This is a genomic window from Rhizobium sp. A37_96 (assembly GCF_053521765.1).
Window position 1 is genome coordinate 956,460 of the sequence record NZ_JBNWDS010000002.1, and the last position, 13,340, is coordinate 969,799.

Sequence of the window (13,340 nt, forward strand, 5' to 3'; positions counted from 1 at the left end):
GTGCTTCGGGAAGCCGCGCAGGCCACGGCTTGTGCGGCTTCCCTTTTGAAAGACGTCAAAATTGACTGGCTCCAAGGCAGGTGAAAGATGACAACCGCTGGCCAACATGCCGTGAATTCCGCCGATTCTGGTTGTGCCGATGCACCCTCGACAGGTAGTGTCGCCCACATGAAGATTCTGATTATCGAAGACGATCTCGAGGCGGCGGCTTACCTCACCAAGGCGTTTCGTGAAGCCGGCATCATTGCCGACCACGCGAGCGACGGGGAGAGCGGTCTCTTCATGGCCACGGAGAACGCCTACGATGTCGCCATCATAGACCGCATGCTGCCCCGCCGCGATGGGCTCTCCGTCATCAGCGAGCTTCGCCGCAAGGGCGTGCATACGCCGGTTCTGATCCTTTCCGCGCTCGGCCAGGTTGACGATCGCGTCACGGGCCTGCGCGCCGGCGGCGACGATTATCTGCCGAAACCCTACGCCTTCAGCGAATTGCTGGCGCGTGTCGAAGTGCTCGGCCGCCGCAAGGGCACGCCGGAACAGGATGTCCTTTATCGCGTCGGCGATCTGGAGCTGGACCGGCTTTCGCATGAGGTTCGCCGCGGCGGCAAGGAAATCCTGCTGCAGCCGCGCGAATTCCGCCTGCTGGAATATCTGATGAAGAATGCCGGCCAGGTGGTGACGCGCACCATGCTGCTGGAAAATGTCTGGGACTATCATTTCGATCCGCAGACGAACGTCATCGACGTCCACGTTTCGCGGCTGCGCTCCAAGATCGAGAAGGATTTCAGCCAGCCGCTGCTGAAGACCATCCGCGGCGCCGGATACATGATCAAGGACGAGGGATGAGTCGCTTTCGCGTCCTCTTCAAGTCCACAGCAGTCCGCCTTTCCGCCCTCTACATCCTTCTTTTTGCGCTTTGTGCCGCGACGCTGGTTTTCTACGTCACGGCCATGTCCGAACGGCTGCTGACGGGGCAGATCCGCGATGCCGTCCAGCAGGAGGTCAATCAGGTCAAGCGCGCCTACGACATCGGCGGGCTGAACCTGCTTCTGCGCACGATGGAGCGTCGCGCGCGTCAGCCGGGCGCCAATCTCTATGTCATTGCCGGTCCCTCGGGCGATATCCTTGCCGGCAACGTCGCGTCGGTGCAGCCCGGCGTGCTCGGCCAGGCAGGCTGGACGGAGCTGCCGTTTATATATGAACGCTATACGGATGCCTCCAATGATCCGGAGCGCCAGCATCTGGCGATCGCCAATATCTTCATACTCGACAACGGTCTGCGCATCCTGATCGGCCGCGACCTTGGCGAGCCGGAGCGTTTTCGTGTGCTGGTGCGCCAGGCGCTGATGCTGGCTCTGGCGATCATGGGTCTTGGCGCACTGGTCATCTGGTTCGGCATCGGCCGCAATGCGTTGAAGCGCATCGACCGCATGACGGCCGCCAGCCGCAAGATCATGGCCGGCGACCTCTCGCAGCGCCTGCCTGTCGGCGGCTCCGGCGACGAATTCGACCGCATGTCGGCGTCGCTGAACGCCATGCTGGGGCGCATCGAGAAGCTGAACGAAGGGCTTCGGCAGGTTTCCGACAACATCGCGCACGACCTGAAGACGCCGCTGACACGCCTGCGCAACAAGGCCGCCGATGCGCTCGACAATGCTGACAGCGAGGGTCGCCGTACCGCGCTCGAGGGCATCATCGGCGAATCCGACCAGCTGATCCGCACCTTCAATGCACTCCTGATGATTTCGCGGGTCGAGGCGGGATCGGTGGCCGCCGAGATGACCGGTGTCGATCTTTCGTCCATCGTCGCCGACACGGCCGAGCTCTATGAGCCGGTCGCAGAAGAAGTGGGACTGGCGCTGACGGCCGACATCGAACCCGATGTCGAGGTGCAGGGCAATCGCGAACTGATCGGCCAGGCCCTCTTCAACCTCATCGACAATGCTCTCAAATACGCGACGGGCTGCAACGGCGAGCAGACGATCAAATTCAAGCTGGCGCGCACCCATGATGCGGTCACGCTCGCCGTGGCCGACCATGGCCCCGGTATTCCCGCCCATCAGCGCGCCGACGTGGTCAAGCGTTTCTTCCGTCTGGATGAAAGCCGCTCGAAGCCGGGAACCGGCCTTGGCCTCTCGCTGGTGGAGGCCGTCATGGAGCTGCATGGCGGCCGGCTGGAGCTTTCCCATACCGATCCTGAAAGTCCCGACGCCAAGGGATTAACGGTCACCATGATCTTCCCCATGCAGAAACAATAGGTTAATCCTGCAGTATCCGCTTGCTGTTGGGGAGAACTGCATGACGACGACGCAAAGCGATTGGCTGCGGGATGTTCCGTCCGGGCGATTGCGGCCGTTGAACCAGACGGAGACGAAGTCCGCGCTGGCCGACCTCAAGCAGATCGGCGGGAGCGAACCCGCCGTCGCCAATCTGCTGGCTGGCGAAAGCGCGCTGCGGGATTTCATTGTCGCGGCGCTGACCTTGTCCCCCCATTTGTGCGACATCGCCAATCTCGAACCACCGCTGCTCGTTGCCGCCATCGAGAAGCCGTTGTCGCCGCAGATAGAAGCGCTGGTCGAAGACGCTCGACGCGCATGGCTGCCGGCGGAGGAAGGGAATCCCTCGCCATCGGAATCCGAGGTGATGAGCCGTCTGCGCATCGCCAAGCGCCGTGCCGCCTTTCTCGTTGCGCTTGCCGACCTTGCCCGAATTTATGACGGCAAGACGACGACCCGCTGGCTGAGCAAGCTTGCGGAAGCCTCGATTTCCGCGGCGATCGACCATCTGCTGCTGTCGTCGCACGAAGCTGGCAAGATTTCCGTTCCCGATCCGGCCGTCCCAAGCGAGAAATCGGGGCTGATCGTGCTGGGCATGGGCAAGCTCGGCGCCGAGGAGCTGAACTATTCCTCCGATATCGACCTGGTCGTCTTCTTCGACGAGACGGCGGGCATTGTCCCCGATCCGGATGACGCCATCGACATCTTTCCGCGGCTGATGCGGCGGCTGGTGCGCATCCTGCAGGAGCGCACCGCGGATGGCTATGTCTTCCGCACCGACCTGCGCCTGCGTCCCGATCCCGGCTCGACGCCGCTTGCGATCCCGGTCGATGCCGCGATGATCTATTATGAGGGCAGGGGCCAGAACTGGGAGCGGGCCGCCTTCATCAAGGCGCGAGCCGTCGGCGGCGATCTTGCCGCCGGTCAGGCCTTCATCCGCGATCTCGTGCCCTTCGTCTTCCGCAAATATCTGGACTACGCCGCGATCGCCGATATCCATTCCATCAAGCGTCAGATCCATGTGCACAAGGGGCACGGTGCGATCGCGGTCAAGGGTCACAACGTCAAGCTTGGCCGCGGCGGCATTCGCGAGATCGAGTTTTTCGTGCAGACCCAGCAGCTGATCGCCGGCGGCCGTATGCCCGCGCTACGCAGCCGGTCGACGGAGCGGACGCTTGCCGAATTGACGGATGCGAAGTGGATCGACGCCGAAACGCGCGACGAGCTGACATCCGCCTACTGGTTCCTGCGCGATGTCGAACATCGCATCCAGATGGTGCGCGACGAGCAGACGCATCTGCTTCCGGAAACGGATGTGGAACTCCGGCGTATCGCCTTCCTGATGGGTTTTGCCGATGTATCGGCTTTCTCTGAGGCGCTGGTGACGACGTTGAGGGCCGTCGAGCGCCGCTATGCGCGCCTTTTCGAGCAGGAGACGAAACTGTCGTCCGAAACGGGCAATCTGGTCTTCACCGGTCAGGGCGACGACCCCGATACGCTGGAGACGTTGCGCCGCCTGGGCTTCGAAAGGCCGTCCGACATCGCCAACGTCATCCGCACCTGGCACTACGGACGATATCGCGCCACGCAATCGGTGGAGGCACGCGAGCGGCTGACGGAATTGACGCCGGAGCTGTTGCGGGTCTTCGGCGAGAGCAAGCGTGCGGATGAGGCGCTGCTGCGCTTCGACAGCTTCATCTCCGGCCTGCCGGCGGGCATTCAGCTGTTCTCGCTGCTCGGCACGAACCCGGCGCTGCTCTCCCTCATCGTCAACATCATGTCTTCGGCGCCGCGTCTTGCCGAGATCATCGCAGCCAAGCCGCATGTCTTCGACGGCATGCTGGATCCGGGCCTCATGGCCGAACTGCCGACGCGCGACTATCTGGCGGAGCGCATCAGGAGCTTCCTGGCGCCTGCAAGGCATTACGAAGAGGTGCTGGACCGCCTGCGCATCTTCGCATCCGAGCAGCGTTTCCTGATCGGCATTCGCCTGCTGACGGGCGCGATCGGCGGCCAGATGGCCGCCCGCGCCTTCACCTATCTCGCCGATCTGATCGTCGAGGCGGCGCTGGACGCGGTGATGAAGGAAATCCGCTCGGCCCATGGCGAATATCCCGGCGGCCGCGTCGCCGTCGTCGGCATGGGCAAGCTCGGCAGCTTCGAGCTGACGGCGGGATCGGATATCGATATCATCCTGCTCTACGATTACGACGATACGGCCGGCGAATCCGATGGCCCGAAACCGCTCGATGCGACGCGTTATTTCACGCGGATTACCCAGCGCCTGATTGCCGCCCTCTCTGCCCCGACGGCCGAGGGTATCCTCTACGAGGTGGACATGCGCCTGCGCCCCTCGGGCAACAAGGGGCCTGTCGCCACCCGCATCAACGCCTTCGAGAAATACCAACGCACCGAAGCCTGGACCTGGGAGCACATGGCGCTCTCGCGGGCGCGGCTGATCGGCGGCGACGAGGAGCTGGTGAACGATGCCGAGCGCGTCATCGGCGAGGTTCTCTCGGCAAAGAGGGACGTTGCCAAGATCGCCAAGGACGTTCGCGAGATGCGCGGCCTGATCGAACAGGAAAAGCCGCCCGAAAACATATGGGACCTGAAGCTTATTCCCGGCGGGCTGATCGACATCGAATTCATCGCGCAATATTTGCGGCTGATCGCGCCGGAGCGCGGTGTCGGCATCGACGCGAACGGGCTCAGCACGGCGGAAGCGCTGAAACTGCTCGGCGGCAGCCTGATGGACCGCAACGACTTGGACGTCTGCCTGGAGGCCCTGCATCTCTATACGGAGCTGTCGCAGCTCATTCGGCTCTGCATCGACGGTTCGTTCGATCCGCAAAATGCGCCCTCGGGGCTGATCGAGCTCGTCTGCCGCGCCGGCGACTGCCCGGATATCCGCACGCTTGAAGCAGAACTGAAGCGCTTGTCGAAGGCGGTGCGCAAGATATTCCAGGCGACGGTCGGAAACTGATCAGCGCTGATCCGGGATGCGGATCGCGATGACCGTGCCGACGCCCTCCCGGGAGCGGATACGCATGCGGCCGTGATGCAGCGCAGTCAGCGACCGCGAGATGGCAAGCCCGAGGCCGGAGCCGCCCTTGCTTTTCGCATATTGGCTCTGCACCTGTTCGAAGGGCTGGCCGATCTTGCCGAGGGCGGATTTCGGAATGCCGATGCCGGTATCGGCGATGACGAGCATCACCGCATCCTCGACCTTGCGTGTGCGGACGGCGATGCGGCCGCCGTCATTGGTGAACTTCACGGCGTTGGAAAGCAGGTTGAGCACGATCTGCTTCATCGCCCGCCGGTCGGCGTTGAGCTTGATGTCGGAGCAAATGTTCTGCTCGACGAGAATGTTCTTCTGCGCGGCGGGAATGCGGGTGAAGCGCAGGCATTCCTCGATGAGCGGCGCCAGATTGATCCGCTCGCAGGAGAGCTTCATGTGCCCCGCTTCGATCTTCGACATGTCGAGAATGTCGTTGATGACGTTGAGCAGGTGCTTGCCGCTGTCGTGGATGTCCTTCGCATATTCGTTGTAGCGGGCCGAGCCGAGCGGTCCGAACATCTGATCGTGCAGGATCTCCGAGAAGCCGAGAATGGCGTTGAGCGGCGTGCGCAGCTCGTGCGACATGTTGGCGAGGAATTCCGATTTCGCCCTGTTGGCCGCTTCGGCGCGCTCTTTTTCCGCGAGATAGTTGGTGTTGGCGGTCGAAAGCTCGGCTTTCTGCCGTTCGAGAATTTGCCGCGAGGCGGAAAGATCGTTGATCGTCGCCATCAGCCGGCGCTCGGATTCGCGAAGGCGCTCCTGATTGCGCTTCAGCTGCGTGATGTCCGTACCGACGGAAACGAGGCCGCCGTCGCGGGTGCGGCGTTCGTTGATCTGCAGCCAGCGCTCGTCGGCAAGCTGCACTTCGGTCGTCTGCGAATGGCTGATACGGCCGGGATCGACGATACGCCGTTCGATGACCGGTCTCGCCGCCGCGGCATTGACGACGGCGCGTTCGGTGCCCGGCACGAGCACATTGTCGGGCAGACCGTAGGCTTGCTGGAAGTGCGCGTTGCACATGACCAGCCGGTCGTTCTTGTCCCATAGCACGAAGGCTTCGGAGGTGCATTCGATGGCGTCCGCGAGCCTCTGGTCGGCTTCGGCATAACGCTGCGCCAGCCGATGCTGCTCGGTCACGTCCATGGCGATGCCGATCATGTGTACGCGGCCCGAGTGAGCGCGGATAACCTGGGCGCGGGCGCGCATCCAGACATAGTGCCCCTTGGCATGGCGGATGCGCAGGATCTGATCCACCTGGCCGGCATTGCCGCGGGTGACGGCGCGGGCGAGCATGTGCAGGCTGTTGTCATCCGGGTGCATCAGCCGCGCCGCATCCGTAAAGGCGAGCGGCTTGTCGGCGGCCGGCAAGCCCAGCATGTCGTACATCGACCGCGACCAGAAGAACTTCCGGCTGGTGAAATCGAAATCCCAGAGGCCGCAGCGGCCGCGCGACAGCGCCGTCTCGACCCGCAGGTTGGATTCGAGGAAGATCTCGTCCGCGTCTCGAGCCCGTTTTACTTGGGTGTAATAGGCATAGAGGATGACGAGCAGGATGGAGGAAATGCCGGCAAAGAGCGTGACGTTGAGCGTCAGCTCGTCACGCCAGAGCTTGTCGATCTGGTCCATCGAGGCGGCCGACAGAATGAAATCGCCCTTGTCGCCGATCAGGGAAATCGCCGCATAATAGGGCTCGCCGCCGATCATGGTTTCGATCACGCCGGCCTGGTCGCCGAAATTGCGGATGGCCGACACTTCGGGAAAGAAGTCGGAGACCAACATGCCGATATAGGCGGAGCCGGCGGCGGATGAGCCGAACACGCGCCCGCTCGACTGCACGAGCAGCACGAAAGCGCCGGTGTCCAGCCGATCCTGTGGCAGGTAGGAGGCCAGTTTCCGTTCCGCGCCACCGCGGTCGCCGGCCTGGAACAGGCTGGCATCGTTCGAAAATGCGGCGGCTGCGGCAGCGATGGAAAGCGAGGTCGAGCGACGAGCCGAGGCCGCCATGCGACTATGTTCCGTGACCATGCCGAAGAAGTGCGAGGCGGCGACGACCATCAGGAAGGAAACGATCAGGACCGGAATGATGCGCTTGAGAATATGTTCGGTCTGCGGAAAACGACCGGAGATCGTCTCCATCCGCACTCCGGTTCGATCAGCAACGCCGCTATGCCAGGATTTCAGGCCGTCGAAATTAACACGCAGCCGCCCATCGGCCGCGGTTGTCCGCCGCACGTCCACCATCGCTTTAGCCTTGTCCCTCGTGTGATTCGCTGCGCCGCTCGCCCGAATCTGCCTTAATGAATCATTCGCGATTCGGCTTGTCCAGAGGGTGAGGTAAAACTTTCTTAACCATCTGCGATTTCAGCATGATTTGCACACGCAGCGGTAAGTTGCGCGAATTCGGGACTCGCTGAAGATGAAAAGGCCGATGCACATCGGCCTTTTAAATCGTCATGCGGAGCGACCGGAATCACTCCTTGAGAATGCGGTCCACGATGTCGCGCACGTCGGTCGAAAGGCCGCTTGCGCGCTCTATGCGCATCAGTGCCGAACGGGCATGATCGGCGCGCACCGGCTCCAGCAGGCGCCAGGAGCGCATCGACGTCAGGATGCGGGCCGCAAGCTGCGGGTTGCGCTGGTCGATTTCCAGGATCTCGTCGGCCAGGAAATTGTATCCGGCGCCGTCTGCCCGGCCGAAACCGGTCGGGTTCGCGAAGGCGAAAGTGCCGACGAGCGACCGTACGCGGTTCGGATTGGTGCGCTTGAACAGGGGCGTTTCCATCAGTAGCCGGATGCGCTCCAGTGCGCCTGCGCCGGGGATAGCAGCCTGAATGGCGAGCCATTTGTCGATGACGAGCGCATTGTCCGCGAAGCGGTCGCGGAAGTGCGCAAGTGCGGCTGCCGTCCCGGCCGTATCCGGGAACCGCTGAGCGAGGATGGTGAGTGCGGCGCTGAGATCGGTCATGTTGTTGGCGGCGTCATAGGCTGCCTTCGCTCTCGCCGGCGCCTCGTCCAGCTGAGAGAGGTAGCTGAGCGCCGCGTTGCGCAATGCGCGCCGGCCGGCGCTTGCCGCATCCGGGGTGAACGGGCCAGGTGTCTGCATGCTGTCGTAGAGCGCAGCAAACACATCCTTTCCAGCCTCCGCGACCCGCTTGATGATCGTCTGGCGCGCGGCATGGATGGCGTCTGGGTCGTTATTGCCGCCAAGCTCGCGAGCGATGTCGGATTCGCTCGGGAGGGCGAGCGCCTGAGCCCGGAATGCCGGTTCCAGGCTTTCGTCGGCCGCAGCTGCGAGCAACGCGTCGATGAAGGCGGAATCGCATTTGATATCGAGGCCCTGGCGCGCATCGCGCGCCGCCTGCAGCAGATTGGGCAGGCCAAGGTCGATCAGTGCCTGCCAGCGGGCGAAATGATCGGTCTCGTAGCGGGCGATCAGTGCGAGATCGTGCGCGCTCTGGCTGAATTGCAGGTTGATCGGCGTCGAGAAGCTGCGATTGAGAGACAGAACCGGCCGCGAGGAAATGCCGTGGAAGGTTACCGTCTGCGCCTTCTCCGTCAGGTGCAATACATCGCCGGTGAGTTCCGCCCCGGTCACGGACGCAGGAACGATCGCGGAACCGTCTTCGGCGAGCAAGCCCATGCGCAGCGGAATGTGCATCGGCTTTTTGACCGTCTGGCCCGGTGTTGCCGGTACCATCTGCTCGAGCGATAGCGTGAATGTCTTGCCGTCGGCGTCATATGCGCCCGAGGCGGTTACGAGGGGCGTACCGGCCTGGTGGTACCACAGCGAAAATTGCGCAAGGTCGCGGCCGCTGACATCCTCGAAGCATCTGACGAAATCTTCGATTGTGACAGCCTGTCCGTCATGCCGGTCGAAATAGAGGTCCATGCCCGTCTTGAACAGATCGCGGCCGAGCAGCGTCGCGATCATGCGGGTGACTTCGCTGCCCTTCTCATAGACTGTTGTCGTGTAGAAGTTGTTGATTTCCCGGTATTTCGTCGGGCGAACCGGGTGGGCGAGGGGCCCGCTGTCCTCCGGAAACTGTTCCGATTTCAGGTGCCGGACTTCGGCAATGCGCTTGACCGGGCGCGAGCGCTGGTCGGCGGAAAACTCGTGATCGCGATAGACGGTCAGACCTTCCTTGAGGCAGAGCTGAAACCAGTCGCGGCAGGTGATGCGATTGCCTGTCCAGTTGTGGAAATATTCGTGCGCGATGATCGCTTCGATATTGGCGTAATCGGCGTCGGTCGCCGTCTCCGGGTCGGCCAGCACATATTTGTCGTTGAAGACGTTGAGACCCTTGTTCTCCATCGCCCCCATGTTGAAGTCCGACACGGCGACGATCATGAAGATGTCGAGATCGTATTCGCGCCCGAACCGTTCTTCGTCCCACTTCATCGAACGCTTCAGCGCGTCCATGGCATAGGCGGCGCGCGGCTCCTTGCCGTGCTCGACATAGATCTTCAACGCGACTTCGCGGCCGGATGCGGTCGTAAATGTATCTTCGACTACGCCGAGGTCGCCGGCGACAAGCGCGAAGAGGTAGCTCGGCTTCGGATGCGGATCGAACCAGGCCGCGAAATGCTTGCCTTCGCCATAACCGGCGCCGCCGAGGAAATTGCCGTTCGACAGCAGCAGCGGGTTTGCCGCCTTATCGGCGATGATGTTGACCGTATAGGGCGCGAGAACGTCCGGTCGGTCGGGGAAATAGGTGATGCGGCGGAAACCCTCGGCTTCGCATTGCGTGCAATAGATGCCACCGGTGCGATAGAGGCCCATCAGCTGCGTGTTGGCCTCCGGATTGATGACGGTCGTGATCGTCAGCTCGAAGGGCGCAGCGTCCGGCAGGTCACGGACGGTCAGGCTTTCGGGAGTTGCATCATATTGCGCGGCGGGGAGTTCGACCTGGTCGAGCAGCAGCCCGGACAGCACCAGCTCATCGCCGTCCAGCACGAGCGGCGCCTTTGGATCCGTGCCTTCCCGCCGATGAAAGATCAGCCGTGCTTCCACCTTCGTCTCGGTCGGATGCAGATCGAATGTAAGGTCCACGCGTTCCAGAACGAAGTTGGTAGCACGGTAGTCTGCCAGATTGACGATCTGGCCGGTATCTGTTCGCATGGTCTATCCTGATCAGGCTATGCTATGGCGGGCACGGTCCGAAGCCCTCCTCCGGACTGAAACTGGCCGCATCATTACATCGAAATCTGAACCAAAGTTAAAGTCATGTCGCGGCATCGACATGTTTTGTTATGGCACAATAAGTATTCGCTTTGCGCTCCGCCGTCGTCGCCCGGTCGAGGATAATTATTGAATGGATATTGACTGGTTATAAGCCGCTTTCTGCCTGAATTTGCAAACTGTCGGCGCAATTGCTACCATAGCGTTCAGGTGTATCATCAATATTCCACTGTCGCCGGAGCAGTAACTTAAAGTAAATTATTTGTTTAACCTCTTGCGATATAAGCGCTCTTGCATACCTATAGCATGCTATTAGGTATCGGAATTATGATCGATTCCGGTGAATTTGTTCACAAAAATGAAACATCATCTTTTTGTCGTAGATTGAGAAGGGCACCCCAAGGAGGCCCGATTGAGCTTTTCTATCGAGCAACTTGCTCGCCATCCCAAGTTCGTGCCGTCATTGCGCTTTCTCTCCGAGGCATTGCGCAATCGCTACGATAGCGGTCCGAGGATTGCGCGCATGCTCGCCTCGCATCAACGTTGGCTTCTGACGCAGACAGCCTATGCACTTCATCTTGAATACGATTCGGCGGTCCCGGGCTCGGGGCTTACCGTGGTCGCGCTGCGGGACGTCATTACCCACCATCGTATCGCCAGCCGCAATACCGTGTTGAGCTTCATAGAGGAGCTGCTGACCTATCGTTTCCTGGAGCTGGCTCCGGGGCCCGTCCGACGTCCGCGCCGCTACGTGCCGACCGAAGTCAGCTACACGGCGATGTTCGGCTGGTATCTCGCCAATCTGGCTGCCATCGATTTGCTCGACGGTGGCGGCCGCGCAGCCGCTCTCGTTGCCTCGCCGATGCTGATGGATCTGGCACAGCCGCGCATGGCGCGCAATTGCCTTGCAACCGACGTCTGGCGCGATCCGCCCGAATGCGTCGGCCTGTTTCTTTGGACCGAGGCCGGCGGCCTCGTCGTCGATCATATCATGTCGAAGCTGGACCTTGCCGGAGAAGGCGGCGATCGAATCGATATCGGCCGCTTTGACGCGCGGGCGCTGGCCACGCATTTCATGATATCGCGAACCCATCTGCAGCGTCTCCTGCGCAAGTCGGCCGAGCGCGGAGACATCGGATGGCACGACGAAGCCCGGAAGACGCGCATGTGGGTATCGCGTGATTTTCTGGATCAATATTGCGGATGGCAGGCCATAAAGCTCGCGGCAGTCGATGAGGCTTTTTCCTGGGCGCAGTCCAACGAGGATCGTGGCGATCCGAACTAGCTATCCGCAGGGGAGGGGCAAGATGTGCGGGCCCCGTCTCCGGAAAGCGCGCGACAGGGCGGTGCAATTCCGCCTCTCATATCTCAAAGCGGGATGCTTGCCGTCGCCCTTGCCGCGTTTGTGTCGGGGCAGTCGCCCTTGCGGAAGTTGCGCGCACGTTCGAATTCCTCGGCGGCCCGTACCGCGGAGCCGATATGGCCGACCGAATCAAACAGCGCGATGAGCGAGCGCAAACCCGAAGACATGATGTGGTTCCTGATAATCAAATGCGACGCTGGATTTCCGCGTCCTGCCGGTCAGCAGACGCGGAAATCGGCAAAGAAGGTCGTGGGGCGGCCGACGCGAGCTGAAACGCCGGTGCCTCGTGCAATCATCTGCTCGTTGGCAGCGATGCCGAGGTTGCGATGTCCGCTTGTGGCGCGCACGGGCTCGATGGCGCGGCGCAGGGTATCAAACCCGCAGTGAATAGGACGAAAACGTGCAGTCATGGCCTTGGTTCCTTTAGAGATTCCTCCCAAGACACCTCCATATATTGCGATGCAGCATGGATTTTGCAATGCACAGTAAAAGAGGACTGCCATGCGAAGAACGCATGGCTAGTGTCATTTTTCGTTAATGACTAAGAAAATCAGCCTAATATTTCGGCGGTGATATAATTCTTGAAGGCCAGAAGATCATTCCAGGCCAGTCGCTTGTTGATCGGGGCGGTTAGCAATTCCTGCGGATGCAGGCTGGCGATAGCCGGTACGGTACGGCCCAGAATGCTTAATTCCCGCCACTGTCCGCGCAATCCGTGAATGGTTTCGCCGCCTCCGAAAAAGTGACGCGCGGTGAAGTTGCCGAGCAGCAGCACGGCCTTCGGCTCGGCGAGCGCGATCTGCCGTTCTATGAACGGGCGGCATATCTCGATTTCATGGGCGGATGGCGCCCGGTTGCCGGGCGGACGCCACGGAATGACATTGGTGAGCAGGATCGCGTCGCGCTGCAAGCCTATGGCGGCCAGCATTCGGTCGAGCAATTGTCCCGAACGGCCGGCAAACGGTGCACCCTCGCGATCGTCGTCGGCGCTCGGCATCGGGCCGATCACCATGACCCGGCCTTCCGGCGTACCGCTCGCAAAGATCGTCGATCGGGCGCTGTTCTTGAGATTGCAGCTGTTGAAGGCTTCGATCGCAGTTTTCAACTCTGCGAGCGACCGCGCGCTTTCGGCCGCGAATCGTGCTTGCTCCACGGCCTGCTCGTCGGGAATGGCGGGTGCGGCGCGCGGCGGCGCAGGAGGGGCCTCGGCCGGCTTTGCGGCCTGGCGACGCTCAGGCTGCGGTCTTGCCGCGGCCGGCGGTGCTTCGGCCCGTGGCTGCGTCGCCCGCGAGCCTTGCCGCGCGGCGCGCATGGCCTCGAACTCGGCGAAACGATCCACCGGCTGCTCTTCCAGCAACCAATCGACGCCGGCATCCGCATGGAAATGCAGAAGGGCGGCAAGTTCGGCCGGTGTGAGGTCGCTGGCGGAAATCATTGCTGAACTCTAGCCAATGCGGAGCGGGA

9 protein-coding genes are annotated in these 13,340 nt (G+C 61.8%); 4 read left to right on the plus strand and 5 right to left on the minus strand.

Going from position 1 to position 13,340, the window contains the following annotated elements; all coding sequences use genetic code 11:
* The first annotated feature begins 87 nt into the window (after positions 1–87).
* The 3 genes from ACQZ6J_RS11150 to ACQZ6J_RS11160 are packed head-to-tail and all read left to right on the plus strand — an operon-like array spanning position 88 to position 5,259.
* Positions 88–846 (plus strand): response regulator transcription factor, encoded by a 759-nt coding sequence (locus ACQZ6J_RS11150; protein WP_163991408.1) that lies wholly within the window; start codon positions 88–90, stop codon positions 844–846.
* Positions 843–2,258, plus strand: coding sequence for a sensor histidine kinase (locus tag ACQZ6J_RS11155; protein ID WP_163991406.1), 1,416 nt, complete (start codon positions 843–845; stop codon positions 2,256–2,258). Before ACQZ6J_RS11150 ends, ACQZ6J_RS11155 begins: the two co-directional genes overlap by 4 nt.
* A gap of 40 nt (positions 2,259–2,298) precedes the next feature.
* Complete coding sequence (locus ACQZ6J_RS11160) at positions 2,299–5,259, plus strand: bifunctional [glutamine synthetase] adenylyltransferase/[glutamine synthetase]-adenylyl-L-tyrosine phosphorylase (RefSeq protein ID WP_449084005.1); 2,961 nt, start codon at positions 2,299–2,301, stop codon at positions 5,257–5,259.
* On the opposite strand, the gene ACQZ6J_RS11165 is transcribed toward ACQZ6J_RS11160, so the two are convergent.
* The gene (locus tag ACQZ6J_RS11165; protein ID WP_163991402.1) at positions 5,260–7,575 is read right to left on the minus strand and encodes a PAS domain-containing sensor histidine kinase; all 2,316 of its coding nucleotides are present in this window, start codon (positions 7,573–7,575) and stop codon (positions 5,260–5,262) included. It lies immediately after the preceding gene.
* A gap of 229 nt (positions 7,576–7,804) precedes the next feature.
* Entirely contained in the window at positions 7,805–10,453 is a 2,649-nt protein-coding gene (pepN, locus tag ACQZ6J_RS11170; protein WP_449084008.1) for an aminopeptidase N, read from the minus strand.
* Positions 10,454–10,925: 472 nt separating this feature from the next.
* On the opposite strand from pepN, the gene ACQZ6J_RS11175 reads away from it, so the two are divergent.
* Positions 10,926–11,798: a hypothetical protein gene (locus tag ACQZ6J_RS11175; RefSeq protein WP_163991398.1), complete on the plus strand. Its 873-nt coding sequence runs from the start codon at positions 10,926–10,928 to the stop codon at positions 11,796–11,798.
* An 83-nt stretch (positions 11,799–11,881) separates the two neighbouring features.
* Here the strand turns inward: ACQZ6J_RS11175 and ACQZ6J_RS11180 are convergent, their stop codons facing one another.
* The 3 genes from ACQZ6J_RS11180 to ACQZ6J_RS11190 form a co-directional block, all read right to left on the minus strand.
* A complete protein-coding gene (locus ACQZ6J_RS11180; protein WP_449084010.1) occupies positions 11,882–12,043 on the minus strand; it encodes a hypothetical protein in 162 nt (53 codons plus the stop codon).
* A 51-nt stretch (positions 12,044–12,094) separates the two neighbouring features.
* On the minus strand, positions 12,095–12,286 hold the full coding sequence (locus ACQZ6J_RS11185) for a hypothetical protein (RefSeq protein ID WP_163991396.1): 192 nt from the start codon (positions 12,284–12,286) through the stop codon (positions 12,095–12,097).
* A gap of 140 nt (positions 12,287–12,426) precedes the next feature.
* The gene (locus ACQZ6J_RS11190; RefSeq protein WP_449084012.1) at positions 12,427–13,311 is read right to left on the minus strand and encodes a uracil-DNA glycosylase; all 885 of its coding nucleotides are present in this window, start codon (positions 13,309–13,311) and stop codon (positions 12,427–12,429) included.
* Positions 13,312–13,340 lie beyond the last annotated feature (29 nt).

Bases quoted from the DNA above. Each gene is read 5' to 3' on its own strand.
- ACQZ6J_RS11150 (WP_163991408.1), top strand. From the start codon at position 88: ATGACAACCGCTGGCCAACATGCCGTGAATTCCGCCGATTCTGGTTGT.
- ACQZ6J_RS11155 (WP_163991406.1), top strand. From the start codon at position 843: ATGAGTCGCTTTCGCGTCCTCTTCAAGTCCACAGCAGTCCGCCTTTCC.
- ACQZ6J_RS11160 (WP_449084005.1), top strand. From the start codon at position 2,299: ATGACGACGACGCAAAGCGATTGGCTGCGGGATGTTCCGTCCGGGCGA.
- ACQZ6J_RS11165 (WP_163991402.1), bottom strand. From the start codon at position 7,575: ATGGTGGACGTGCGGCGGACAACCGCGGCCGATGGGCGGCTGCGTGTT.
- pepN (WP_449084008.1), bottom strand. From the start codon at position 10,453: ATGCGAACAGATACCGGCCAGATCGTCAATCTGGCAGACTACCGTGCT.
- ACQZ6J_RS11180 (WP_449084010.1), bottom strand. From the start codon at position 12,043: ATGTCTTCGGGTTTGCGCTCGCTCATCGCGCTGTTTGATTCGGTCGGC.
- ACQZ6J_RS11185 (WP_163991396.1), bottom strand. From the start codon at position 12,286: ATGACTGCACGTTTTCGTCCTATTCACTGCGGGTTTGATACCCTGCGC.
- ACQZ6J_RS11190 (WP_449084012.1), bottom strand. From the start codon at position 13,311: ATGATTTCCGCCAGCGACCTCACACCGGCCGAACTTGCCGCCCTTCTG.